This window comes from Aeromicrobium marinum DSM 15272, from assembly GCF_000160775.2.
Lineage (GTDB): Bacteria > Actinomycetota > Actinomycetes > Propionibacteriales > Nocardioidaceae > Aeromicrobium > Aeromicrobium marinum.
Window position 1 is genome coordinate 462,584 of the sequence record NZ_CM001024.1, and the last position, 21,986, is coordinate 484,569.

A 21,986-nucleotide genomic window follows, 5' to 3' on the forward strand; every position below is an offset into this window, starting at 1 on the left:
GCGTGGGCCGCCCCGTCTCGGCGCGATTCCCCGACTTCCCGTGGGACACCCTCGCCGCTGCCAAGACGCGAGCGGCCGAGCATCCGGGCGGAATCGTCGACCTGTCGATCGGCACACCGGTCGACCCGACGCCCGAGGTGGCGCGAGCCGCGCTCGTGGCGGCGGCCGACGCCCCCGGCTACCCCACGGTCCTGGGACCGGTCGAGGTGAGGCAGGCCGCGGTCAGCTGGCTGGAGCGCCGGGCCGGCGTGACGGGCCTGCGTCCCGACCAGGTGCTCATGACGATCGGCTCCAAGGAGCTGATCGCCAACCTGCCCGTCCAGCTGGGTCTCGGAGCCGGCGATCTCGTGGTGTTCCCCGAGCTGGCGTACCCCACCTACGAGGTCGGTGCGCGGTACGCCGGCTGCGAGGTGCTGGCCGCCGACTCGACCGTGGCGATCGGCCCGCGGACCCCGGCGCTGCTGTACCTCAACTCCCCGGCGAACCCCAGCGGCCGGATCCTCGGTGCCGACCACCTGCGCAAGGTCGTCACGTGGGCGCGTGAGCGGGGGGTGCTGGTCGTGTCCGACGAGTGCTACCTGGAGTTCGCGTGGGAGGGCGCGGCCGTGTCGGTGCTGCATCCCGACGTCAGCGGTGGGGACCACACCGGCCTGCTGGCGGTGCACTCGACCTCCAAGCGCTCCAACCTGGCGGGATACCGGGCCGCGTTCGTCGCGGGCGACGCCGCCGTGGTGGCCGAGCTGCTGGCGGTCCGCAAGCACCTCGGTTTCATGGTGCCGGCGCCGGTCCAGCAGGCGATGGCGGCGACGCTGGCCGACGACACCCACGTCGACGACCAGCTGCAGCGGTACGCCCGTCGGCGGCTGCGGCTCCGGGCGGCGCTGGAGTCGGCCGGCTACACCGTCGACCACTCCGAAGGTGCGCTGTACCTGTGGGCCACCCGCGACGAACCGTGCCGCGCCACGGTCGACCGGCTCGCCGAGGTGGGCATCCTCGTCGCTCCCGGCGACTTCTACGGCCCGGCCGGTGCGCGGCACGTCCGGGTCGCGTTCACGGCCAGCGACGAGCGGGTCGAGGCCGCCGTCAGCCGTCTGACCTGACCGGGGTCGTGGTCGGCTAGTCTCGGCGGAAGTCGTCGGGAAGGGGATCCCATGCACGTGTCGTCGGCCATCACCGTCGAGCACCTGACCAAACGGTTCGGCAGCGTCACCGCTGTCGACGACCTGTCGTTCTCGGTCCGCCCGGGGGCGGTCACCGGCTTCCTCGGCCCCAACGGGTCCGGCAAGACCACGACGCTGCGCATGCTGCTCGGTCTGGTCGAGCCGACCGAGGGCAGCGCCCTCGTCGGCGACCGCCCGTACCGCGAGATCGGCCGCCCCGCCCAGCTGGTCGGTGCCGCCCTGGAGGCGTCGAGCTTCCACCCGGGGCGCACGGGGCTGGGACACCTGCGGACCCTCGCGCCGCAGATCGGCGTGCCCGACGCCCGGTGCCACGAGGTGATCGAGCTGGTGGGTCTGGCCGCGGCGAAGTCTCGCCGGGTCGGCGGCTACTCGATGGGCATGCGCCAGCGACTCGGACTCGCCGCCGCGCTGCTGGGCGATCCCTCGATCATCATCCTCGACGAGCCCGCCAACGGGCTCGATCCCCAGGGCATCGTGTGGCTGCGCACCCTGCTGCGGGCCTTCGCGGCCGAAGGGCGCACCGTGCTGGTGTCGAGCCACGTCCTGGCCGAGGTGCAGCACACGGTCGACGACGTCGTCATCATCGGTGCCGGCCGGCTCGTCCACACCTCCCCGTTGTCCGGGCTCGAGGCGCTCGCCGAGCAGCGGGTCCTGGTGCGCACCCCGGCCGACCGGGCGTTCGCCGACCTGGCGGCCACCCGGGGGTGGCGCGTCACCACCGAGGGCTCGAGCCTGGTCGTGCACGACGTGACCGCCGCGGCGGTGGGGGCGGCGGCGTTCGCGGCGTCCGTCGAGCTGCACCAGCTGTCCGACGGGGGTGTCGGGCTCGAGGAAGTCTTCCTCCGCCTCACCGACCAGGGGGTGGCCGCATGAGCGCCGCACTCCGGGCCGAGGTCCGCAAGTTCTTCAGCACCCGCCTCTGGTGGATCCTGCTGGTCGTGATGATGGCCTACCTGGCGTTCATCGCCGGCGTCATGGCCTTCTCGCTCACGGTCGGCGGCTCGTCGACCGGGTTCGCGCCGAGCGCCGAGCTCGGCGGTGAGGAGACCGCTCGCACGGTGTACTCGCTGACCAGCGCGATCGGCTACGTCTTCCCGCTCGTGATCGGCAGCCTCGCGTTCACCGGCGAGTTCCGGCACCAGACCATCACCCCCAGCCTGCTCGTGGAACCGCGACGCTCGGTGCTGCTCGGCGCCAAGCTGGTCGCGAGCGTCGGCATCGGTCTGCTCTACGGCATCGCCGGGACGGCCATGGTCGTGGCGGTGGGGGCGCCGATCCTCGCCTGGCAGGGCGACGGCGCCTACCTGGGCACCGCCGACAGCCTCGAGCTGATCGGGCTCTCGGTGATCGTGATGATGCTGTGGGCGGTCATGGGGGTCGCGTTCGGCGGTCTGCTGACCAACCAGATCGCCGCCATCGTGGTGGTGCTGGCGTTCACCCAGTTCGTCGAGCCGATCGCCCGGGTGGCGCTGGGCGCGTTCGAGTCCACGTCCGGGGTCGCGCAGTACCTGCCCGGCGCCGCGGCCGACGCGATCCAGGGCGCCAGCTTCTACAGCGCCATGAACGGCTCCACCGACCTGCTGCCGCAGTGGGCCGGCGGACTGCTCATGCTCGGGTACATCGTGGTGCTCGCGGCGCTCGCGCGCGTCGTGACGCTGCGCCGTGACATCGGCTGACCGGACCCCGTGACAGGGACGTGGGTCAGAGCTTGGTCATGCCCAGCTCGACCTCGGAGTGCAGGGAGGCGACGATCGCCTTGTGCACCTCCGGCTCGATCTTCTTGCCGAGGAACGGGATCGACACCTTGACGTCGCCGTTGATGACGAAGTCGGTGTTGTCCCCGTTGGTCGACAGCTTGGCCGTGCCGACCATCTCGGCCGGCTGACCGATGATGGAGACCTTGACGTCGGCCACGCGGGTGCCGTCGCCCGGGTCGCTCCACCGCTCGGTCTGCTTGACCTTGACGGTGTCGCCGGTGAGCTTCTTGACGAAGTCAGGCATCTCGGCCGGCATCGTGCGCACGATGGTGACGGTGCCGCCGTCGATCGAGACGTCGTACTCCAAGGAGTGCTGGTCCTCGCAGGCCTCCTCGCGGAAGGCCTGGTCGGTGATGAGTCCGTAGACGTCCTCGACGCCGACTCCCGGGTAGCTGAACTTCTCGGTGAGCTTCATGCGGTCATCCTCGCAGTTGTCGGGTCAGTCCGCGGTGGAATCCGAGGCGTTCGGCGTGGCGGTGCCGATGCCCTTGAGCTCGGCCAGCCGCGCCTCGATCTCCAGCTGGGTGCTGTCGGTCTCGAGCTCGGCGAACTGCTGGTCCAGACCGGCCGAGGCGAGCTCGGCGTGTCCGGCCACGAGGGCCTCGTCGCGACGGATCTTCTCCTCGAAGCGGGACAGCTCGCTGGTGGGGTCGAGCACGTTGATCGACTTGACCGCCTCCTGCACCTTGGCCTGGGCCTCGGCGGACTTGGCGCGGGCCACGAGCTGGTCGCGCTTGGTCTTCAGCTCGTCGAGCTTGACCCGCATCTGCACGAGGCCGGTCTTGAGCTTCTCGACCGTCTCGCCCTGGGAGGCGATCATCGGCGCGGCCGCCTTGGCCTCGTTCTCGAAGCTGATCTGCTTGCCGAGGGCGACCTTGGCGAGCTGGTCGAAGCGGTCGGCCTCGCCGTCCTGCCCGTTGCCGCGCAGGGAGTCGGCCTTCTGCGAGGCGGCGATGGCCTTGGCGCCCCACTCCTTGGACGCGGCGATGTCCTCGGCGTGGTCGGCCTCGGCGAGGCGCAGGTTGCCGATGGTCTGGGCAACGGCCTCCTCGGCCTCGGCGATCGAACTGGTGAAGTCACGGACCAGCTGGTCGAGCATCTTCTGCGGATCCTCCGCCCGGTCGATCAGCGCGTTGAGGTTGGCGCGCGTGAGCTGGCCGATGCGGCCGAGGATGGACTGTTTCTGGGCCATGGTGGTCCTTCTGTGGTGGTGGATGGGTCAGAAGCGCCCACCGCGGCTGCGGCGGGAGCTGCTCGAGCGTGAGCGCGAGCGAGATCGGGTGCTGGAGGAGCGCCGACTGCTGGATCCCCGGCGGGCGGTGCTGCTGCGGGTGGTCGACCGTGGCCGGTCGGCGGTGGTGACGTCGGCACTCGCCAGACGCTGGGCCTCCGCCGCCTGCTCGGCGGCCTGGTCCAGCAGGGCCGTGGCGGCGGTGTGGTCCGAGCCGATGACGGACGCGGCCTCGTCGAGTCTGCGCGCGGCTTCCGACAGGCGGGTGCGGGCCGTGGACCCGACGGCGCCCGAGCGGGCGTCGATGAAGGTCGAGACGGCCTTGACCTGCCCCGAGACGCGGGTGAGGGCCGAGGTGGCGCGCTCACGCCCGGCCTCCAGGGCGGTGAGGTCGGCGGCCGCACCCTCGACGGCCTCGATCTCGGCCGCGGCCAGGCCGACGGCTGACTGGGCCGACCGGACGTGCCGGGCCGCCGCCGGCCGGTCGCTGGTGAGCGTCGCACCCCCGGCGGCGACGTCCTCGCGCGCCGCCGCGAGCAGGGTGACGGCCTGGTCGGGATTGTCGGCGTACGGCAGCAGGTCGTCGGCGCGGTGGCGGGCCGCGAGCTCGGTCAGGGTGGCGCGGGCGGCCGGGATCCTGCGCTCCAGCTCGTCGATCCGGGGCGGCAGCGTCTGCAGCACCTCCGGGGCCCGGGTGAGCAGGTCGCGGAGCGCGTCGAACTCGTCGACCTGGGCGTCGACCAGCGCGTCGATCTCTGCGCAGATCGTGAGGATCTGCTCGCCGACGCGGCGGTGCTCGTCGTCGGTCTCGGGGTGTTCGTCGTCCAGCGACTGCTGCAACGCGAACGCCTCCCGCACCTTCTGCTGGGCGGTGGCGAGCGTCTCGGCGAACGCGGTGGTGGCGTCCTCGCCGAACTCGGCCTGGGCGAAGCCGATCTCCTGGGCGGCGGCCCGGAGCCGGTCGTCGATCGCCACCAGCGACTGCCCGACCTGCTGGTCGAGCTCCGCCAGCGACGCACGCCGGCCACGGTGCCGCGCGACCTGCCAACCGGCGACGCCGGCGCCACCGAGGACCGTCGCACCGCCCAGCGTGATGAGGCCCCACGGCGTACCCGGCTCGAGCGCGTCGTCGACCCCTTCGACCGCGGCGACGGCGGCACCCGCCCAGTCCTCGTCGCGCAGCTCGGGCAGGACCCGCTCGCGGTCGATCCGCTCCAGCTCGCCGTCGCTGATGTCGCCACCGGGCGGGACCGAGAAGCCGTAGCTGCGTTCGGTGGTGGCCACGGCGAGCAGCAGGTCGGTGTCGCCGATCCCCGAGGTGGTGGCGGACGCGTCGGCCCAGACGGCTCCGTCGAGACCGTCGAAGTCGTCGACGTAGACCACGAACAGCTGCACCCCGCGCTGCTCGAACAGGTCGTCGATGGCGGCCTGCACCCGCTCGAGATCAGGACCGAGCACACCCGAACGATCGGTGACCGGCCCGGAGACGTCGACCGGCTGCTCGGCGACCGCGGCCGTGGAGGCGCCCCAGGTCAGCGCTGCGGTCAGCAGCAGGACCCTTCCCCATGCGCGCACAGGTCGATCTTGTCCCATGGGTGGTCGTCAGACAACGACGGCGTCGGCCATGAACCTGGCGAGGTGCTGTTCGGAGCCGGAGACGGAGCCCGTCGGGGGGCCGTGGTGGGCCGGTTCTGGGCGGGAACGGTGGCCGTGGGTCGTGCTCCATCGAAGGACCTGGTGTCCCTTCATGGAGTGGTGGCGCCGGCAGAGGGCCCACATGTTGTCGCCCGAGGTTCGTCCGTCGGGCCAGGGTTCTCGGTGGTCGAGGTCGCAGCGGTCGGCGGGGGTGAGGCAGCCGGGTGCCTGACAGACCCCGTCCCGGAACTGCAGAGCCTTCGCCAGCACGTCCGGTGCGAAGCGGCCGACGTGGTCGTGAGCGAGGACGTCGTGCGTCACGGGCTCCACGACGATGCGGTGCCAGAACGGGTCACCGGACCGGGCGAGGTCTGTCACCCACCGGGCGGGGACACCCCAGCTGCCGTCGGCACTGACGGCGAAGCCTTCGGTGGCGCCGGCGAGGACGTCGGCGGTGATCGTGACGGCGATGTCGGCATGCAGGGCCGGCTCACCGGCCTCGTTCGAGGTGGCCCAGGACGCCAGCAGGCCGGCCCGTCGCTGCGGGATCGACCTGTCGTCGTCCGCCCCGAAGGTGCGGGCTTCCTTCGTCAGTCTCTTGTCGATCGCGGCGGCCATGTGGGAGGGCAGGTGGGCGTTGAGCCACGCCATGCCGTCGTCGGTGTGGACGATGTCGACCTTGCGGCTGCTACGGGCCGCCTCTGCCCGCGGGACGGCGAGGTCACCCTCGACCCGCATCACGAACCGTCGCAACCAGGCCCGCAGCTCGGCGGTGGTGTGCGACTCCGCGTAGGCCACGACCCGCTGGTCCAACCGCATGACGGACGCCGGCCGCTGGAGCTTCTCGATGGTCAGGCTGATCTCGCGGACCCGGGCACCGTCGATGCGGCCACGGGAGAACGCGACCCACACGTGCGGTGCGGAGTCGCGCACCCGCTGTGCGGCTGCCAACCGGTGGACGACCTGGCCCTCGGACAGCCCCATGGCCTGCCCGATCTCCAGGGCGATCGCGGACCGCTCGACGAGCCGCAGCATCGGCGACTCGACGGCTTCGGTGCGGGCGTGCTCGGCCTCGCGGAACTCCAGCATCGCCGACCAGGACTCGGCCTCTGCTCGGGCCTGGGCGCGCGCCAGGTCGGTCAACCGACCGACCGCCGTAGCCCCCGAAACCTCCATGATTCCACCCTAGGGGCGGGGTCTGACACACCCCCTGCGCGAGAACGGCGACCGGGCTACCGGGGCCGGTGCGAGCGGAAGTCGACGACCTGCTGGTAGGTCGGGCGGTTCTGCCAGTCGATCGGCCGCACGCCCACCACCCCTCCGCTGTTGGCGCGGATGAAGTCGATCGACTTGTCGTAGGTCAGGTCCGCGGGACTCGAGACGCCCTGAGCGGCCGTCGCACGCTCGACGGCCCCGACCAACGACTCGCTCAGGGTCGTCCGGCAGGTGGCCAACGAACCGCACAGGCTGATCGGGTACGGCGCCTCCACGGCCTCACCGCTCACGTCACGCAGTGCCTTGTCGAGGTACCCGTACCAGGGTGAGCCGAGCCAGGCCGAACCCTGACCGCTCCGCGGATGGTTGTCCAACGACTGGGGGAGGGCGCGGGCCAGGTCACCGAGACCCGGTGACGCGACGTCGTAGGCGAGCGCCTCGTCGCCGTCCTCCCACCAGGTGTCGAAGATCCGGATGGCCGCTTCGTGCTCGTACGAGCCGGTGCGGTCGTAGTCGACCCGGTGGGCCCCGTCGGCCAACCAGGCCGACAACAGCTCACGTGCCGGCTGCGTCGCCGCGTCGTCGCCCAGCACGGCCAGGAGGTTCGGCAGGAGCGTCCTCGCCCGGACGTCCTCGGTCGCGGCGTCCTGCACGATGCCGGCCAGGTCGGCCCGGCTGACCGGGCCCTGGGCGATCGCCTCGGACGCGCGGCGGCTGAGGGCCAGCGACCGGTGGATCGAGTTGTCGGACCACTTGTCGTCCGCGGCCGCGAAGTCGGGCGCCGGCTTGTTGTTCCAGCTGGCGAGGAATCCGGTCGGCGGGTTGATCTGCTGGGGGTGCCCGGCGAAGTCGAGCCAGCCGCTCGGGTCGAACTCCGGGTCCGACCAGCGGGGCAGGGAGGAGTCGGTCTCGGGATCCCGGACGGGCAGCAGGCCGGAGGAGAAGAACGCGATGTCCCGGTCGTCGGCGTAGAACCAGTTGAACGTGTAGTCGATGCTGTTCGCGGCCTGCTGGAAGCTCTCCGCGTCGGTGACGAATCCCGGGTCGTTGAAGCGCGAGAAGCCGAGGATCGACGCAGCCTCTCGGCCGTACGTGCTGCGCTCGATCACGATCGCCACGGGGACGCCGTCCACGGTCGTCCGGGTCTGGACGATGCCGTGGTGGGTGCGCCAGACCTGCATCGACAGCGTCGAGAGCCCGGCGGGCGCGGCGACGTTCGGGACGATGGTCTGCCGGTGCTCGTTGTAGGTCATCGGCACGCACGCGCCGTCCTTGAGGTAGGACGTGGAGTCGACGGTGGGGGTGCTGCCGTCGGCGTTGCACAGCCGTTCGACCACGGTGTCGATGTTGTCGCTGCCCGAGCTGGTTGCCGACCAGGAGTAGTCGAGCCCGTGGCCGAGCTGGACCACCAGGTTGGTGCCGGCGAACGAGACACCCCGGGCGAACACGCCGGGACCCATCAGCACCTGTTCGGTGAGCAGCTGGGGGTTGAAGTAGCCCGTCTGTGGTCCGAACACCGCCAGCGGCCGACCGGTCGACGTCGCGTCGGCGCCGATCACCAGGGCGTTGCTCGTGCCGACCGTGCCGAACAGGCTGCTCAGGTCGATGGTGCCGGACGGCGTGTCGACCTCGGCAGGGACACCGGTCAGCCCGAGCTTGAGGGCGTCGACCAGCGTCTGCAGCGGGCTGGTCGCGCCGGCGTCGTCGCCGGTGCCGGTGCCCATGGGTCCGTCCAGGTCCGGCAGGGCGACCCCCGGCTTGGTGGGGTCGAACGGTGCGGTGTCGTAGGGGAACGACGTGGTGGCGGTGGTCGGTGCCTCGGGGTCGTTCTTGCCTCGCAGCGCGGCGAAGATCGTGTCGGCCTCGGCGGTGCCGAACTTCTCGACCAGCTGGGCGTAGTAGGTGGCGTTGGCGAACTCCGCGCCACCGCCCTTGCCGAAGATGCCGCCCACCAGGGAGGCCACGTAGGTCAGGTCCGCCCGGGTCCACTTGGTTGGCTTCTTCTGCAGGGCCAGGTACTCGGCCGGGCAGGTGGGCCCGACGGGCAGCAGCAGGAGGCACATCTTGGACTGCGCCGCGTTGATCCCGGCGAGGTACGCGTCGGCTCCGCGCAGCAGCCGCTCACCCTCGGCCCCGTTCTCGTCGGCGATGACCTGCAGCTGGTCGGCCGCCTCCTGGGGCGTGTAGTAGGCGGAGCGGACCTGGGCGCGGTCCATCGCGATGTTGCCGGGGGTGCCGCCGACGAACTCGGCACCACGACCGGCGCCGAGGTGGCGCAGGGCGTCCATCAGGAACATCCGGTCCTGCGTGGCGGCGAAGCCGGCGCCGAACATCGTGTCCTCGTACGTCTTGCCGGTGATGTAGGGGACGCCGAACGAGTCACGCACGATGGTGACGCCGGCGCGGGGCTTCTCGGTGCTGACGACCCGGTCGGGCACGAAGCCGGAGCGCTTGTAGTCACGGTCGATGACGTCGTCGGTGATCTCGCCGGGCCGGTAGGTCGCGAGGTCGTCGTACATCTCGAGCTGGTCGGCGTAGTTGCGAGGGGCGTTCTGCCCGTCGACCGCCGTGAGCCCGAACCCGGTCAGCACCTGGGCCAGCTGCAGCGCGTTGATCGACCCCCGTTGGCCGGCCGGGACGACGCTGCGCACCTCGCCGTACTCGTCGGCGGTGGCGGGCGAGGGGATGCTCGGCGTCGCGGCCGCGACGGGCATCAGCAGCCCTCCCAGGGCGATCGCGCTGACGGCGGTGACGAGGCTGGCACGGCGCACGGGCGCTCCTTGACGTTGACCTGCAGAGGGTGTCGCAGGTCACAACGAGCCGACCGACCGCGGGGTTACACCTCGGCGGTTCATGCCCTACGGGGTCGCCGCGGACGATAGACATGTCCCGTGACTTCCCGCAGCCGGCGCTCCCGCATCCAGCGGTACGTCCGCCGCATGTCGATCGTGTGGCGGATGCGGGTCGTGATGTTCTTCGGCCTGGTCATGACCAGCGTCCTCGGCGCCGTCATCGTGTACGCGGTGGCGGCCTTCGTCGTGCCGCTGCCGATCCCCGAGGACGAGGAGCTGGCGCTGGAGAACCTGGTGCTGACGGCACTGGTCGTGCCGGTCCTGGTGGTCATCGGTGTGCTCCGCGGGATCCGGATCCTCGGCCCGGCCGTGCGGTGGGTCCGGGACGAGCGCGAACCGACGCCGGCCGAGCAGCGGACCCTCCTGAACGTGCCGCGTCGGATGTTCTTCCTGCACGCTGCGCTCTGGATCGGCGCGGCGCTGTTCTTCTCGGCGTTCAACGCCCTCACCTCCATCCAGCTCGGGATCACCGTCGTGCAGGTGGTCAGCCTGGCCGGCGTCACCGTGTCGTCGATCGCGTACCTGGTGGCCGAGCGGGTTCTGCGGCCGTTGGCGCGGCGGGCGCTCGCCTCGGGGGTGCCCGACGGCATGCGGGTGCGCTCGGTGGCCGGCCGGACGATGTTCGCCTGGGTGCTGGGCACTGGGGTGTCCGTGGCGGGGCTGACGATCCTCGGGATCGTCTCGCTGGTGCGCCAGGAGAACGTGACGGTCACCCAGCTGGCCGTCACGATGGTGGTCGTGGGGGGCATCGGGTTCACCGTCGGTGGCCTCACGACCCTGGCCGCGGCCAAGGCCAGCTCCGACCCGATCCGCCAGATGCGCAAGGCTCTCGCCCGGGTCGAGGGTGGCGACCTGGACGTCGTCGTCGACATCGACGACGGCACCGAGATCGGCATGCTGCAGGCCGGCTTCAACGAGATGGTCACGGGCCTGCGGGAGCGTGAACAGATCCGTGACCTGTTCGGTCGTCACGTCGGCGACGACGTCGCTCGGGCCGCTCTGGGCGGCGGGGTCGAGCTGGGTGGCGAGACCCGTCACGTCGCCGTGCTGTTCGTCGACGTCATCGGATCCACCACCCTGGCCACCGAGCGGCCGCCGGACGAGGTCGTGTCGTTGCTGAACCAGTTCTTCAGCGTGGTCATCGAGGTGGTGCACGACCACGACGGCTGGATCAACAAGTTCGAGGGCGACGCGGCGCTGGCCATCTGGAACGCGCCGGTGGAGGTCGCCGACCTCGAGGCCAAGGTGCTGCGCGCGGCCCGGGTGCTGGGGGAGCGGCTCGCGGCGGAGGTCACCGGCCTGACCGCCGGCATCGGGGTGTCGGCCGGCACGGCCGTGGCCGGCAACGTCGGGGCGGCCGAACGCTACGAGTACACGGTCATCGGCGACCCGGTCAACGAGGCGGCGCGCCTGATGGACCACGCGAAGTCGACGACGCGCAAGGTCGTCGCCCGTGCCTCGCTGCTCGACGCCGCGGGCGACGAGGCGCAGCACTGGGAGCAGCTCGAGCCGTTCGTGGCCCGCGGTCGCTCCACCCCCACGCCGGTCGCCACCCCCCGGGACTGACGCGTCAGGCCGGCCGGGCGGGGTACGTCCCCTGCATGTGGTTCGATGCGTGGTCCCAGATCGTGCGGGTGCTCCTGGTGGGCACGGCCACCTACGCGAGCCTGCTGGTGCTGCTGCGCATCTCGGGCAAGCGCACCCTGGCCAAGCTCAACGCCTTCGACCTGGTCGCCACGGTGGCGCTCGGGTCGACGCTGGCGACGGTGCTGCTGACCAGCGACGTGGCGTGGGCCGAGGGGGTGGTCGCGCTGGCGCTGCTGATCGGTCTGCAGTTCGTGGTGGCAGCCCTGTCGGCATGGCTGCCCGGCGGTCACCACGTGCTCACGTCGCCGCCGACGGTCCTGCTGCGCGACGGCCGGCTGGACGAGGCCGCCGCCCGTCGGGCCCGGATCGCCCCCGCCGAGATCCGCCAGGCCGTGCGCAGCAGCGGGCAGGGTGACCTGACGGCCGTCGCCGCAGTCGTGCTGGAGACCGACGGGTCGATGAGCGTCGTGCCCAGGTCGGCGGCCGGGGACCTCTCGGCCCTGGATGACGTCCCCGGCCGGCGGACCGACCCCGTGTAGGCCCGCGCCGGCCGGGTACGCCGTCCTCGAACGAGTCCATCGCAGAGGAGGAACCATGGCGGACGCGGCGAGCGAGCAGGGAACAGGTCACGACGACATGGCCATGTACGGGCGGTTCGCCGGCATGATCACGACCTCGACACTGGTCATGTTCGGCCTGACCTACACGAACGTGTTCGACCTCGGGCACTCCCACGTGAGCGAGGAGCGCGTCTACATGGCGCTGCTGATGGGCTCGGCGATGGCGATCATCATGCTCGGGTTCATGTGGGGCACCATGTACCGCCGCGTGCGGGTCAATGTCGCGATCGTCGCCGGTGCCCTGGTGGTGGGCTCCGGGGCGCTGGCGCTGTCGCAGAGCCAGGTGCTCGTGGAGGACGGCGCCTACCTGCGGGGGATGATCCCGCACCACTCGATCGCGATCCTCACCAGCGAGCGGGCCGGTCTGGAGGACCTGCGGGTGCAGGAGCTGGCGGCCGGGATCAGCGCGACCCAGGTCGAGGAGATCGCGGAGATGGAGTGGTTGCTCGACGACATCGCCGAGAACGGTCCCGCCACCAGCGAGGCGGAGGCCGAGCAGCGGCCGGTGCCGGACTTCGCCGGCACGCCCGCGGGCTCCGGGTGGTGGCCGGGCGCCTGGGTCCCCGACCGCTGAGCGGGCCGCCAGGTCTCGCCGCAAGAGCCCGGGAAAAGGTCTCCGGAAAAAGTCTCCCGAAAAAGTGTCAGGTCCGGCCCGGTCCGGTGCTCCTACCCGTGAGCACCGAGAACCACCCACCCGCACCGACACAGGAGATCACCATGAACCGCACCCTCACCCGCCTCGTCCTGGCCGCCCCGCTGGCCACCGCCGCGTTCGCCGCGTCCACCGTGGCCGCGACCGCCGGACCCGGCATCGACCCGGGCTTCTCGATCGTCCAGCCCGGCCCGGTCGACCCGGACCCCCAGCCGCAGCCGCAGGGCCCCGGCGACATCGCGCAGCCCCAGCCGGGCCCGGTCGACCCGCACCCCCAGCCGCAGCCGCAGGGCCCCGGCGACCTGACCGCTCCGATCCCCGGCCCGGACGACCCGAAGCCGCAGGGTCCGGACGACCTGACCAGCAACCCGGGCTGCACGACGCCCGGCGCCGCTTGCGACGAGCCCGAGGAGACCCCCGAGACCCCCGAGGACACTCCGGACTCCTCGACCGGCACGGAGATCCCGAAGCCGACCCGGATCGATGCCGGCGCCCTCGGTGCCGACACCGGGGACGACAGCCTCACCTGGCTGCTGGTCGGCGGCACCGTGGTCGCCCTCGGCGGTGGAGCCGTGGCCGGCCGGGCCCTGCACCGCCGCGTCGGCTGACCCCCACGCCCTCTCGGGGCGGCCCGCCCCCACGTCCAGCCGGACGTGGGGGCGGGCCGCGTGTGTGCTCAGGGCGACGGCCGCAGCTGCGACGTCGCCTCGCTGACGATGGTCGTGGTCTGCGGGAACCCCGGCGGGGCAAGGGCGAGGTCGACCGTGTGCTCGAGGCGGACCGTGACCGTGTCGGCGTCGGTCGTCACCCGGACCACCTCGGGTGGCGTGCCGCTGGCGGCGACGTGGTCGAGCGCGTTGCGTCGCGCCGCGGCCGGGTCGACCCGCACGATGCCGCTGCCGTAGAACGCCGCGCTGTCGAGTCCGTCGGCCGCGGCCAGCGCGGCCCCGTCGGCCAGGGCGTTCAGACGCTGGCGCTCCAGGAAGGCGGCCGAGGCGTTCACGACGACCGTCATCAGCAGTCCGAGCACCAGGAAGAAGCCCACCGTCAGGACGGTGATCTGGCCGTCCTCACGTCTCACCGCCCCTCCCGGTAGGTGCCGTAGGTCTCGGTGTGCGTGCTGTCGACGGTGATCGCGCCCACCTGGTCGCCCAGGACCGCCGGCGTCAGCGGCAGGGGCTGGGTCGTGCGCACCAGCACCCGCACCTTCGAGCCCGGGGCCAGACAGTCGGCCGTCGACGGCAGGCAGGCGATGGTGACGGTCGCCGCAGGGAGCCCGTGGTCGTCCAGGGCCAGCTGTGCGGCCGTCCGCGCGCGCCGCTCGGCGGTCACGACGTCGGGAGACCGGACGAAGGCCTGCGCAGCGGACTGGCTGGCCGCCGACACCCCGTAGGCGGCCCGCTGGGTGTCGAACACCGCGACCATCACGTAGACGAGGGGCACGAGCAGCAGCAGGGTGAGCCAGATGAACTCGATGGTGGCCGAGCCGCGCTCCCGGCGGGCGGCGATCACGGCGCCACCTCGCGGACGGCGTGGCCCCGCACGGTGAGGGGAACGGTCGGTCCGAACAGCCCGAGGGCCGGCACCCGGGTCCGGACGACCACCTCGGTGGCCGGGATGCCGCTGCGCACGGTGGTCGACGCTGTGACGTCGTCGGCGTAGCGGTCGGCCAGGGTCGCTCGAATCATCTGGCGGGTGCGCTCGGCCCCGATCTCGGGGGTGGATCCGAGCGGCGCCGCCGCCCGAGCGCCCTCGGCGGCAGCCGCCGTGGCGGTGTTGCGGACGTGCAGCACCAGGCCCACCTGGGCGATGCCGAGCACGAGCGGCACCAGCAGCAGCGTGACCAGGACGAAGTCCACGACGGCGGACCCGGCCTCCGCCCGCTCCGACCCGGCCATCGGGTCAGCCGCCGACCGCGGAGAGTGCCTGTCGCAGCATGCTGGCCAGCTGGGGGCCCGCCACGGCCGTGAGCGCGGCGACGATGCCGGCACTCATGACGGTGATCATGACCCAGCCGGGGACGTCCCCCCGATCGTCCCGTGGCCGACCTCGGCGGTCGATTCGATCGAGGGGGTGGAGCAGGGGCAGGGACATGGCAGTTCCTTTCACGATCCCGAGGTGAGGTGGAGCCCCACGAGTCCGGGGTAGAAGGCGAAGACGACGGTGACGGGAAGGATGGCGAAGACGACCGGGACCATCATGAGGACCTCGCGCCGACCGCCGGTCTCCATCAGATGGCGCCTCGCCGCCTCACGGACGTCGGCGGTCTGGGCGTGCAGGACGTCGACCACGGGTGTGCCCCGGTCGACCGCGACGGCCAGACCCTCGGCGAAGCGGGCGATGCTCGTGACCCCGGTGCGTGCGGCCAGCCGGTCGAAGGCCTGCACAATGGTCGAGCCGGTCCGGACCTCGGCGAGGACCCGCCCGAGCTCGTCCGCCAGCTCGCCGTGGGCCCGGGCCACGACCCGCTGCAGGGCTGCCGTGGGGCTCTCGCCCGCCGCCACGGCGAGAGCGAGGAGGTCGGCGACGGCGGGGAACTCCTCGGTCATCGCCTGCTCACGACGCCGGACCTCGGCCGAGAGCCGCTGGTCGCAGACCAGCGCTCCACCGATTGCCGCGATGAGGCTGAACGCCAGGAGGGCGACGGCGCCGCTGCGACGTTCCCACCAGACCAGACCGGACAGGGAGCCGGCGGCGGCGAGGGTGCCGGCGGTCCACACCAGCTGCCGGAACCGGAACTCGTCGAGGGTGCCACCCCCGCTCGCACGGTCCAGCCGTCGCTGCACGCTCTCGCTGCTGCCGACCAGCTCGCCGAGTCGGGACGCCACCGAGGTGAGGCCGGGGCCGAAGACGGCTCGGACGGCACCGACCGGCGGCCCCGCAGCCAGGACGGGGTGGACGTCCCTCACGTAGGGAGCGACCCGGTCGTGCAGGGAGGGTCGGCGCGACCGGACCCAGCCGGCGGCCACCAGGCAGAGGCCTGCACCCCAGAGCAGCCCGAGCACGGCGCCGTTCATGCCAGGACCCGGCGCTCGGTCGGCAGCCGTCCGATCCACGTCATCGCACGGTAGGCGCCGAGGCAGGTGGCCGCCCCGACCACGAGGATGAGTGTGCCGGTCGGCGACCCGAACCGGGCGATGACGTCGGGCTGGAGGCTCATGCTCGCCAGGACCAGCCACGGCGCGGCGACGGCCAGCCGGGCGCCGTTGACGGTCCAGGACTGACGGGACTCCAGCTCGCCACGCGTGCGCAGGTCGTCGCGCAGGTAGGCCGAGAGGGCGCGGAGCATCCGACCGAGGTCTCCGCCTCCGACGTCGCGGGCCAGGCGCAGCGACTCCACCACACGGTCGCCGACCGGGTCGGCGAGCCGGATCTTCAACAGGTCGAGCGCCTCCTCGAACCGTCCGGTGGCGCGGTAGTCGCGTCCGAAGGCCACGAAGTCGGCGCGCAGGACCTCGGGTCCACGCTCGCCCACCTGCATCACCGCCTCGGGGAGCGACATGCCGGCGCGGACGGCGGAGGCGAGGTTGTCGACCGCGTCCGGCCACGATGCGGCGTGGTCGCGCAGTCGTCGTGCGGCCCGGCCGCGGAGCACGGCCACCGGAGCTGCGGCCGCCATCGAGGCGAAGACCAGACCGATGACCGGGACGCCCGTCGCCGCGGTCACGGCGACGAACACGACCGACCCGAGCGCGACACACAGACCGACGACGGCCCGCGGCGGGACGCCCGTGGCGCCCGCGCGGGTGAGGAGTGCAGCGAGACGTCCTCCGGTCGGACGCGTCGCGCGCCGCCGGGGCGGAGGTGACGTCCAGGCCCAGGCGACCAGCAGCAGGCCCCAGCCGAAGAACAGTCCGATCAGGGCGCCCACGACATCGCCTCCAGCAGTCGGTCGAGGTCCAGCCCCACCCGCTCGAAGGCTTCACGGCGGGCGGGCCGCCCGTGGGCGCGCTCCAGTCGCCCCTCGCGCCGGACGAACACCGGTTCGGTCTCGATGATGTCGTTCTCGACCCGACCGGTGACGGCCACGATCTCGCGGACGGCACGTCGACCGTCGGCCCCCAGAGCGGTGTGGACGACCAGGTCGACCGAGGTGGCGACGGTCGGGACGACGAACCGGGAGCCGATGTTGTCCCCGGCCAGCAACGGCAGGGTGCACATCTTCACGAGAGCCTGCTTGGCGGAGCTCGCGTGGATGGACGCCATCCCGGGCAGGCCCGCGTTGAACGCCAGCAGCAGGTCGAGGCACTCCGCGGCGCGTACCTCGCCGACGATGATCCGGCTGGGTCGCATCCGCAGCGACTCCTTGACCAGCGCTCGCAGGTCGACCTCGCCGGTGCCCTCGAGACCGGCCTGGCGGGTCTGCAGCGCGACCCAGTCCGGGTGGCCCGTCTGGAGCTCGAAGACCTCTTCGACCGACACCAGCCTCTGGCTGCCGGGGATGGCGGCCGCGAGACAGTTCAGCAGGGTCGTCTTGCCGGCCTGGGTGCCGCCGGACACGACGATGTTGAGACCCGCGAGGACGCTGGCGGCGAGGAAGTCCGCGGCCTGCTGGTCGAGGGTGCCGAGCGGGACGAGGTCGTCGAGTCGGTGCGCACGGGCTACGAACTTCCGGACGTTGACGGCGGTGAAGCCCCGACTGATGCCGTCGAGCACCACGTGCAGCCGGTGCCCGCCCGGCAGCATCGCGTCGACGAACGGCGTCGACACGTCGAGCCGGCGGCCCGAGCTCGACAGCATCCGCTCGACGAGCTCGCGGACGCCCTGCGCGGTCAGGATGACGCTGGTGAGCTCGTGCCGACCGTGGCGTGCCACGAAGACCCGGTCGGGGGCGTTGATCCAGATCTCCTCGACGTCCGGGTCGTCGAGGTACGGCTGCAGGTCGCCGAACCCGGCGATGTCGGCCACGATGCGACCGACCATCAGCTCGGGCTCGGCCAGCGACCGCACCTGACCGGTGAGGCTGAGCTGCTCGTGCTCGGCCACCACGTCGAGGGCGGCGCGGCGGACGGCGCCCGCGTCGGCCCGCGGGTCGATGCGTCGGTCGCGCACGACCTGACGCACGCGCGCGACCAGTTCCGGCGCCATGGCGTCGACCATCTTCTGGGCCCCCCGTCCCCCGACAGAAGAAGTGTGAGCATCGTGGCAGAGCGAGCCGGATCAGGGAAGCCCCTGCATCCCAACCGGTGGACGACGCCGGACCGCCCCCACACCCGGGTGGGTGTGGGGGCGGTCCGGTCAGGGGAGCGGACGGCCGGCGGTCAGCCGCGCCGGGCCAGGGTGCGGGCGGCGACCGCGGCACCGCTCAGTGCGACCAGCGAACCGCCCAGCAGCATCCAGGTGAGGTCGTCGTCGGCGGCCGGGGTGCCGGCATCGATCCGCGTCGGGGTGGCGAACTCGCGGTCGGCCGACGTCGACGTGGGGTCACCGGTGGTGTCGTCGCCGGTGCTGCTGTCGCCGGGCTCGTCGACCGGCTCGTCGCCGCCGCAGTCCGCGCCGTGCGTGGGGCACGGCGCCGGGGCCGTGAGGTCTCCGGGGCCCTGAGGCTTGGGGTCGGCCGGGCCGGGCTGGGGGGCCTTGATGTCGCCGGGACCCTGCGGCTTCGGGTCGGGATCGACCGGCCCGGGGACCGGCGCCTTCACGTCTCCGGGGCCCTGCGGGCCGACCGGGCCGGGCTCGGGGACCCCGATCACGACGGGGCCGGGCTGCGGCTGGGGGTCGGGGTCGACGGGGCCGGGCTGGACGATCTTGATGCCCGGGTCGATGCCGGGGCCGGCGGTCGCGGGGACGGTCGTCAGCGCGAAGGCCGCGGCCGCCAGCGGGGCGGCGATGACGATGCGGGTGAGGGTGCTGTTCATGGTGTTCTCCTGGGTCGGTGTGGGTGGGTGCTTCAGGGGTAGGAGCATCCGACCGGCCAGAACCTGACAACTTTCCTCCTCACTTCTCCCGTCCGGCGGTGGACATGCGACCGAATGGGGCGTCATTCGGACCGTTGGGCACCGCCCCGGTCATTCGGTCGCGAATCCACCGCCCCGGTGGGGAGGTGCGGATCCGGGCGGCGATGGCAAGGTGGGAGACATGGCTACCCACGCATCTCCCGCGCCCGACAGCCACGCCACCGGGGTGGACGACACCCGTCTGCTGGGTCTGAAACGGTGGAACTGGGCGCTGACCGTGCTGCACGCCGTCCAGGCGGTCGCGGTGCTGGTCCTCGCATCGGACTTCGCGATCACCTTGTCGACCTCGTTCCCCGAGGGGCCTCCCGGCACGCGCATCCCCGCGCCGACGGACCTCGTGGACGTGCGCATCAGCGTCGCGATCGCGGTGTTCCTCGCCCTGGCGGCGCTCGACCACGGCCTGACCTCCACCGTGATGCGCGGCCGTTATGAGGCGGGGCTCCGGGCGGGCATCAACCGGTTCCGGTGGGTGGAGTACTCCGTCAGCGCGACGATCATGATCCTGCTCATCGCGCTGTACGCCGGCATCACCCAGATGAACGCGGTCATCGCGATCGCCGGCGCCAACGTGGCCATGATCCTGTTCGGGTGGCTGCAGGAACAGATGAACCCGCCCGGTCGGAGCGTCACGACCATGCTGCCGTTCTGGTTCGGCTGTGTCGCCGGCGCCGTGCCGTGGATCGTCATCACCTACAACATCGTCGGCGCCGACACGGTGCCCGGTTTCGTGTACGGGATCTTCGTGTCGCTGTTCGTGTTCTTCATGTCGTTCGCCGTCAACCAGTACCTGCAGTACCGCGAGATCGGGCCGTGGCGCAGCTACGCGTTCGGCGAGAAGGCGTACCTGGTGCTGAGCCTGGGCGCCAAGTCGGCGTTGGCCTGGCAGATCTTCGTCGGTTCGATCGCCGGCTGACGTCAGGCCAGACGCAGGTAGACGATCGTGTTGTCGGGGTAGCCGGCGCCGGGGGTCGGCGTTCCTCCGCAGGTGATCAGCCGCAGCAGCGGCTCCGGGGTGTCGCCCCAGATCCGGTCGTACGGCAGCTGCTCCTTGCGGACCTGCTCGACCGACTCCACCACGAACGTGGACACGCCGTCGGTGCGGTGGACGGTCACCGGGTCGCCGGGTGCCAGCTCGTGCAGCCGGAAGAACACGTCGGGTCCGTCGGGCCCGTGCACGTGCGCCAGCACCACGGCCGGTCCGGGAGCACCCGGGCGCGGGCCCAGGCCGTACCAGCCCGCCGCGCCGAAGTCCGGCGTCTGCATGGCGCCGTCGGCCTTGAGCCCGACGCCGGAGAGCGACTCGTCGACGCCGATGGCCGGGATGCGCAGGCGGGTCGGCTCGCCCACCTCGCCCGGCACCGGCGGCAGCGACGGTGCCGCGAACGTCGGCATCGGCCGCTCGGGTGCCGCGGGGGCGGGGGAGGTGGCGCAACCGGCCGGGACGGCCAGCGCGACCGCCAGGGCCAGTGACGTCGCGGCGCGCGCGAGGGTGTGGTGCATCGGGACCTCCGGGTGGGGTGCTGTCACCAGTAGGAGGATCCGGACCCGCGTGACCTGACAACTATTGCGGGATCACCCGGGGCAGGGATTCACGTTCGAGGTGGTCGCCGGCCCCGTCGCGACATTGCCGCGGGTGTCGGTGGCGGTGACCTGCATCGTGACCGGGCCGCCGCTCGCGAACGGGCCCATGGTGGTGGAGTACGAGCCGCCGGACGCCGACATGGCCGAGCTCCCCGATCCGCCGGGTCCGCTCCAGCTGAGCACGACCGACGTCAGACCGGACTCGTCGGACACCCCGACCGACACCGGGACGTCTGCGCAGGACGCATTGGGGTCCGTGATGCCCGGCGCGCCGACCGTGGGCGGGCGCTCGACCCCGACCCGCACCGTCACCGTGGCGCTGCCTCCGTCCCACGTCACCGTCAGGGTGCCGCTCGTCGGGCCCTCGGCGAGGCCGCCCCGACCGGCGCGGACCTCGACGTCCGCTCGGCGGCCGGGGTCCAGGGTGCCGGCAGGCGGCGACACCGTGAGCCACGCCGCCCCCGAGGTGATCCGGTACGACACCGCCTCGCCCCCGGTGTTGGTGAGCCGCAGTGGAGCCGACCCCGCCGTCGCCCCGAGGTCGATCGTGCGGGTCGACAGCGTCAGGGTGCCCGCCGTGACGACCACCTCTGCCGGGGGTTCCGTGGTCGCCGGGTCGGTGGGGGACGGGGTCGCCTCGGCCGGCTCGGTGGTGGCGGTCGCGGGGGAGGGTGCGGGCACGTCGTCGTCGGCTCCGCCGGGCCACAGCAGCACCGTCGCCACGACGGCCACCACCGCGAGGACGGCCGCAGCGACCCGGAACGCGGTGCTCCGCAGCAGACCTGTGGCCGGGGCGCCGGCCGCACCGCCGCTGCCGGGCGCGCCCATGGCGACCAGGGTGGTCTCCGCCATGACGCGGTCCCGCAGACCCAGCGGCACGGTGAACACCGGCACCGCCGCCAGCAGCGCCCACGGACTGACGATGACCTTGCGCCGTTCGGAGCAGACGTCGCACCCGTCGACGTGCCGGGCGACGCGCTTGCGGATCAGCGGCGAGAAGCTGCCGTCCCAATCGGCCAGCAGGTCGTCGAGCTCGTCGCAGTCGTCCCGCCCGAGCCGCGCGATGAGCAACGCACCGAGCGACCGGTCGACCTGGGTGCGCAGGCGGCTGAGCATCACGTACGCGTTGGCGGCGGTCACCCCCATCGCCTCACCGAGCTCCGCGCCCTCCAGCCCCTGCCGCAGGTGCAGGTCGAGCAGGGCCCGGTCACGGTCGGCCAACCCGGCCGCGGCGTCCCACACCAGCTCACGCAGGGCGGTCGCCTGCGCCTCGTCCTCGGGCGTCCTCGCGTCGTCAGCCATGGCGACCAGCTGGTCCTCGCCGTCGTACACGACCCGCTTGCGTGCCTTCAACCGCCGCAGGCACTCGCTGCGCACCACGGCGTACAGCCACGGCCGCAGCCGGTCCGGGTCGCGCAGCTGGGTGAGCCGTTCGGCCAGGATGACGAAGGAGTCCGCGACGGAGTCCTCGGCCTCCTCGCGGCTGCGCATCATCGCGTACGCGAAGTCGTAGAGCTTGCCGCCGTAGCGGTCGTACACCGCGGCGAAGGCCTCGCGGTCCCCCGCGAGCACGCCGGCGACCAGCTCGGCGTCCGTCGGGGCGTTCATGCCGGGATCCTAGGGGAGAACCGGGGTGCTGAGGCGTCACGACGGTCATCGGTCATCCCTCTCCTCCTGCGGCTCGGTCAGGGGTAGGAGGCGCGGGCGGCCGATTCCTT

22 protein-coding genes are annotated in these 21,986 nt (G+C 72.4%); 8 read left to right on the forward strand and 14 right to left on the reverse strand.

All coding sequences use genetic code 11. The annotated features are described in order from the left end of the window. The first annotated feature begins 2 nt into the window (after window positions 1-2). Genes dapC through HMPREF0063_RS02570 form a run of 3 tightly spaced genes read left to right on the forward strand, consistent with a single transcriptional unit; the run spans window position 3 to window position 2,857 of the window. Window positions 3-1,100: a succinyldiaminopimelate transaminase gene (dapC, locus tag HMPREF0063_RS02560; protein ID WP_007077086.1), complete on the forward strand. Its 1,098-nt coding sequence runs from the start codon at window positions 3-5 to the stop codon at window positions 1,098-1,100. A 51-nt stretch (window positions 1,101-1,151) separates the two neighbouring features. After that, entirely contained in the window at window positions 1,152-2,054 is a 903-nt protein-coding gene (locus HMPREF0063_RS02565) for an ATP-binding cassette domain-containing protein (protein WP_007077087.1), read from the forward strand. After that, entirely contained in the window at window positions 2,051-2,857 is an 807-nt protein-coding gene (locus HMPREF0063_RS02570) for an ABC transporter permease (RefSeq protein WP_007077088.1), read from the forward strand. The genes HMPREF0063_RS02565 and HMPREF0063_RS02570 overlap by 4 nt, the downstream gene beginning before the upstream one ends. A gap of 25 nt (window positions 2,858-2,882) precedes the next feature. On the opposite strand, the gene HMPREF0063_RS02575 is transcribed toward HMPREF0063_RS02570, so the two are convergent. From HMPREF0063_RS02575 to HMPREF0063_RS02595, 5 genes are read right to left on the reverse strand one after another with little or no spacing between them, the layout of a single operon-like run. Then, window positions 2,883-3,353, reverse strand: coding sequence for a DUF2505 domain-containing protein (locus tag HMPREF0063_RS02575; protein WP_007077089.1), 471 nt, complete (start codon window positions 3,351-3,353; stop codon window positions 2,883-2,885). A 24-nt stretch (window positions 3,354-3,377) separates the two neighbouring features. Continuing rightward, the gene (locus HMPREF0063_RS02580; RefSeq protein WP_007077090.1) at window positions 3,378-4,130 is read right to left on the reverse strand and encodes a PspA/IM30 family protein; all 753 of its coding nucleotides are present in this window, start codon (window positions 4,128-4,130) and stop codon (window positions 3,378-3,380) included. A gap of 27 nt (window positions 4,131-4,157) precedes the next feature. Next, the gene (locus tag HMPREF0063_RS17200; protein WP_007077091.1) at window positions 4,158-5,744 is read right to left on the reverse strand and encodes a TPM domain-containing protein; all 1,587 of its coding nucleotides are present in this window, start codon (window positions 5,742-5,744) and stop codon (window positions 4,158-4,160) included. Between the two features lie 27 nt (window positions 5,745-5,771). Continuing rightward, the gene (locus tag HMPREF0063_RS02590) at window positions 5,772-6,980 is read right to left on the reverse strand and encodes an HNH endonuclease signature motif containing protein (protein WP_007077092.1); all 1,209 of its coding nucleotides are present in this window, start codon (window positions 6,978-6,980) and stop codon (window positions 5,772-5,774) included. A gap of 56 nt (window positions 6,981-7,036) precedes the next feature. After that, complete coding sequence (locus HMPREF0063_RS02595) at window positions 7,037-9,790, reverse strand: penicillin acylase family protein (protein ID WP_007077093.1); 2,754 nt, start codon at window positions 9,788-9,790, stop codon at window positions 7,037-7,039. Window positions 9,791-9,910: 120 nt separating this feature from the next. On the opposite strand from HMPREF0063_RS02595, the gene HMPREF0063_RS02600 reads away from it, so the two are divergent. From HMPREF0063_RS02600 to HMPREF0063_RS02615, 4 genes are all read left to right on the forward strand, one after another. Further along, window positions 9,911-11,437 (forward strand): adenylate/guanylate cyclase domain-containing protein, encoded by a 1,527-nt coding sequence (locus tag HMPREF0063_RS02600; protein WP_007077094.1) that lies wholly within the window; start codon window positions 9,911-9,913, stop codon window positions 11,435-11,437. Window positions 11,438-11,472: 35 nt separating this feature from the next. After that, window positions 11,473-11,997, forward strand: a complete 525-nt coding sequence (locus HMPREF0063_RS02605; RefSeq protein ID WP_007077095.1) for a DUF421 domain-containing protein — start codon at window positions 11,473-11,475, stop codon at window positions 11,995-11,997. Window positions 11,998-12,052: 55 nt separating this feature from the next. Next, complete coding sequence (locus HMPREF0063_RS02610; RefSeq protein WP_007077096.1) at window positions 12,053-12,652, forward strand: DUF305 domain-containing protein; 600 nt, start codon at window positions 12,053-12,055, stop codon at window positions 12,650-12,652. A 143-nt stretch (window positions 12,653-12,795) separates the two neighbouring features. Next, window positions 12,796-13,338: a hypothetical protein gene (locus HMPREF0063_RS02615; protein WP_007077097.1), complete on the forward strand. Its 543-nt coding sequence runs from the start codon at window positions 12,796-12,798 to the stop codon at window positions 13,336-13,338. A 68-nt stretch (window positions 13,339-13,406) separates the two neighbouring features. Here the strand turns inward: HMPREF0063_RS02615 and HMPREF0063_RS02620 are convergent, their stop codons facing one another. The 7 genes from HMPREF0063_RS02620 to HMPREF0063_RS15590 form a co-directional block, all read right to left on the reverse strand. Further along, on the reverse strand, window positions 13,407-13,811 hold the full coding sequence (locus HMPREF0063_RS02620; protein ID WP_007077098.1) for a pilus assembly protein TadG-related protein: 405 nt from the start codon (window positions 13,809-13,811) through the stop codon (window positions 13,407-13,409). Continuing rightward, window positions 13,808-14,242 (reverse strand): hypothetical protein, encoded by a 435-nt coding sequence (locus HMPREF0063_RS02625; RefSeq protein WP_007077099.1) that lies wholly within the window; start codon window positions 14,240-14,242, stop codon window positions 13,808-13,810. Before HMPREF0063_RS02625 ends, HMPREF0063_RS02620 begins: the two co-directional genes overlap by 4 nt. Beyond that, complete coding sequence (locus HMPREF0063_RS02630) at window positions 14,239-14,628, reverse strand: TadE/TadG family type IV pilus assembly protein (protein WP_007077100.1); 390 nt, start codon at window positions 14,626-14,628, stop codon at window positions 14,239-14,241. Before HMPREF0063_RS02630 ends, HMPREF0063_RS02625 begins: the two co-directional genes overlap by 4 nt. Before the next feature lie 207 nt (window positions 14,629-14,835). Beyond that, window positions 14,836-15,747, reverse strand: coding sequence for a type II secretion system F family protein (locus HMPREF0063_RS02640; RefSeq protein ID WP_007077102.1), 912 nt, complete (start codon window positions 15,745-15,747; stop codon window positions 14,836-14,838). Continuing rightward, window positions 15,744-16,601 (reverse strand): type II secretion system F family protein, encoded by an 858-nt coding sequence (locus HMPREF0063_RS02645; protein WP_007077103.1) that lies wholly within the window; start codon window positions 16,599-16,601, stop codon window positions 15,744-15,746. The genes HMPREF0063_RS02640 and HMPREF0063_RS02645 overlap by 4 nt, the downstream gene beginning before the upstream one ends. Beyond that, complete coding sequence (locus HMPREF0063_RS02650; RefSeq protein ID WP_040320451.1) at window positions 16,589-17,818, reverse strand: TadA family conjugal transfer-associated ATPase; 1,230 nt, start codon at window positions 17,816-17,818, stop codon at window positions 16,589-16,591. The genes HMPREF0063_RS02645 and HMPREF0063_RS02650 overlap by 13 nt, the downstream gene beginning before the upstream one ends. A gap of 173 nt (window positions 17,819-17,991) precedes the next feature. Then, window positions 17,992-18,588 (reverse strand): hypothetical protein, encoded by a 597-nt coding sequence (locus tag HMPREF0063_RS15590; RefSeq protein ID WP_050760890.1) that lies wholly within the window; start codon window positions 18,586-18,588, stop codon window positions 17,992-17,994. 220 nt (window positions 18,589-18,808) lie between these two features. Here HMPREF0063_RS15590 and heR point away from each other — a divergent pair, with 220 nt between their 5' ends. Then, entirely contained in the window at window positions 18,809-19,600 is a 792-nt protein-coding gene (heR, locus tag HMPREF0063_RS02660; RefSeq protein WP_007077105.1) for a heliorhodopsin HeR, read from the forward strand. Between the two features lie 2 nt (window positions 19,601-19,602). Here the strand turns inward: heR and HMPREF0063_RS02665 are convergent, their stop codons facing one another. Both HMPREF0063_RS02665 and HMPREF0063_RS15595 read right to left on the reverse strand, forming a co-directional pair. Next, window positions 19,603-20,214, reverse strand: a complete 612-nt coding sequence (locus tag HMPREF0063_RS02665) for a sortase domain-containing protein (RefSeq protein WP_211208749.1) — start codon at window positions 20,212-20,214, stop codon at window positions 19,603-19,605. A gap of 45 nt (window positions 20,215-20,259) precedes the next feature. Further along, window positions 20,260-21,876: a sigma-70 family RNA polymerase sigma factor gene (locus tag HMPREF0063_RS15595; RefSeq protein WP_007077107.1), complete on the reverse strand. Its 1,617-nt coding sequence runs from the start codon at window positions 21,874-21,876 to the stop codon at window positions 20,260-20,262. Window positions 21,877-21,986: the final 110 nt, after the last annotated feature.

What these genes read in the sequence shown, in the direction of transcription:
- HMPREF0063_RS15590 (WP_050760890.1), bottom strand. Translation starts at nt 18,588, where the DNA reads ATGAACAGCACCCTCACCCGCATCGTCATCGCCGCCCCGCTGGCGGCC.
- HMPREF0063_RS02630 (WP_007077100.1), bottom strand. Translation starts at nt 14,628, where the DNA reads ATGGCCGGGTCGGAGCGGGCGGAGGCCGGGTCCGCCGTCGTGGACTTC.
- heR (WP_007077105.1), top strand. Translation starts at nt 18,809, where the DNA reads ATGGCTACCCACGCATCTCCCGCGCCCGACAGCCACGCCACCGGGGTG.
- HMPREF0063_RS02650 (WP_040320451.1), bottom strand. Translation starts at nt 17,818, where the DNA reads ATGGCGCCGGAACTGGTCGCGCGCGTGCGTCAGGTCGTGCGCGACCGA.
- HMPREF0063_RS02615 (WP_007077097.1), top strand. Translation starts at nt 12,796, where the DNA reads ATGAACCGCACCCTCACCCGCCTCGTCCTGGCCGCCCCGCTGGCCACC.
- HMPREF0063_RS02610 (WP_007077096.1), top strand. Translation starts at nt 12,053, where the DNA reads ATGGCGGACGCGGCGAGCGAGCAGGGAACAGGTCACGACGACATGGCC.
- HMPREF0063_RS02590 (WP_007077092.1), bottom strand. Translation starts at nt 6,980, where the DNA reads ATGGAGGTTTCGGGGGCTACGGCGGTCGGTCGGTTGACCGACCTGGCG.
- HMPREF0063_RS02640 (WP_007077102.1), bottom strand. Translation starts at nt 15,747, where the DNA reads ATGAACGGCGCCGTGCTCGGGCTGCTCTGGGGTGCAGGCCTCTGCCTG.
- HMPREF0063_RS15595 (WP_007077107.1), bottom strand. Translation starts at nt 21,876, where the DNA reads ATGAACGCCCCGACGGACGCCGAGCTGGTCGCCGGCGTGCTCGCGGGG.
- HMPREF0063_RS02580 (WP_007077090.1), bottom strand. Translation starts at nt 4,130, where the DNA reads ATGGCCCAGAAACAGTCCATCCTCGGCCGCATCGGCCAGCTCACGCGC.
- HMPREF0063_RS02565 (WP_007077087.1), top strand. Translation starts at nt 1,152, where the DNA reads ATGCACGTGTCGTCGGCCATCACCGTCGAGCACCTGACCAAACGGTTC.
- HMPREF0063_RS02605 (WP_007077095.1), top strand. Translation starts at nt 11,473, where the DNA reads ATGTGGTTCGATGCGTGGTCCCAGATCGTGCGGGTGCTCCTGGTGGGC.
- HMPREF0063_RS02570 (WP_007077088.1), top strand. Translation starts at nt 2,051, where the DNA reads ATGAGCGCCGCACTCCGGGCCGAGGTCCGCAAGTTCTTCAGCACCCGC.
- HMPREF0063_RS02575 (WP_007077089.1), bottom strand. Translation starts at nt 3,353, where the DNA reads ATGAAGCTCACCGAGAAGTTCAGCTACCCGGGAGTCGGCGTCGAGGAC.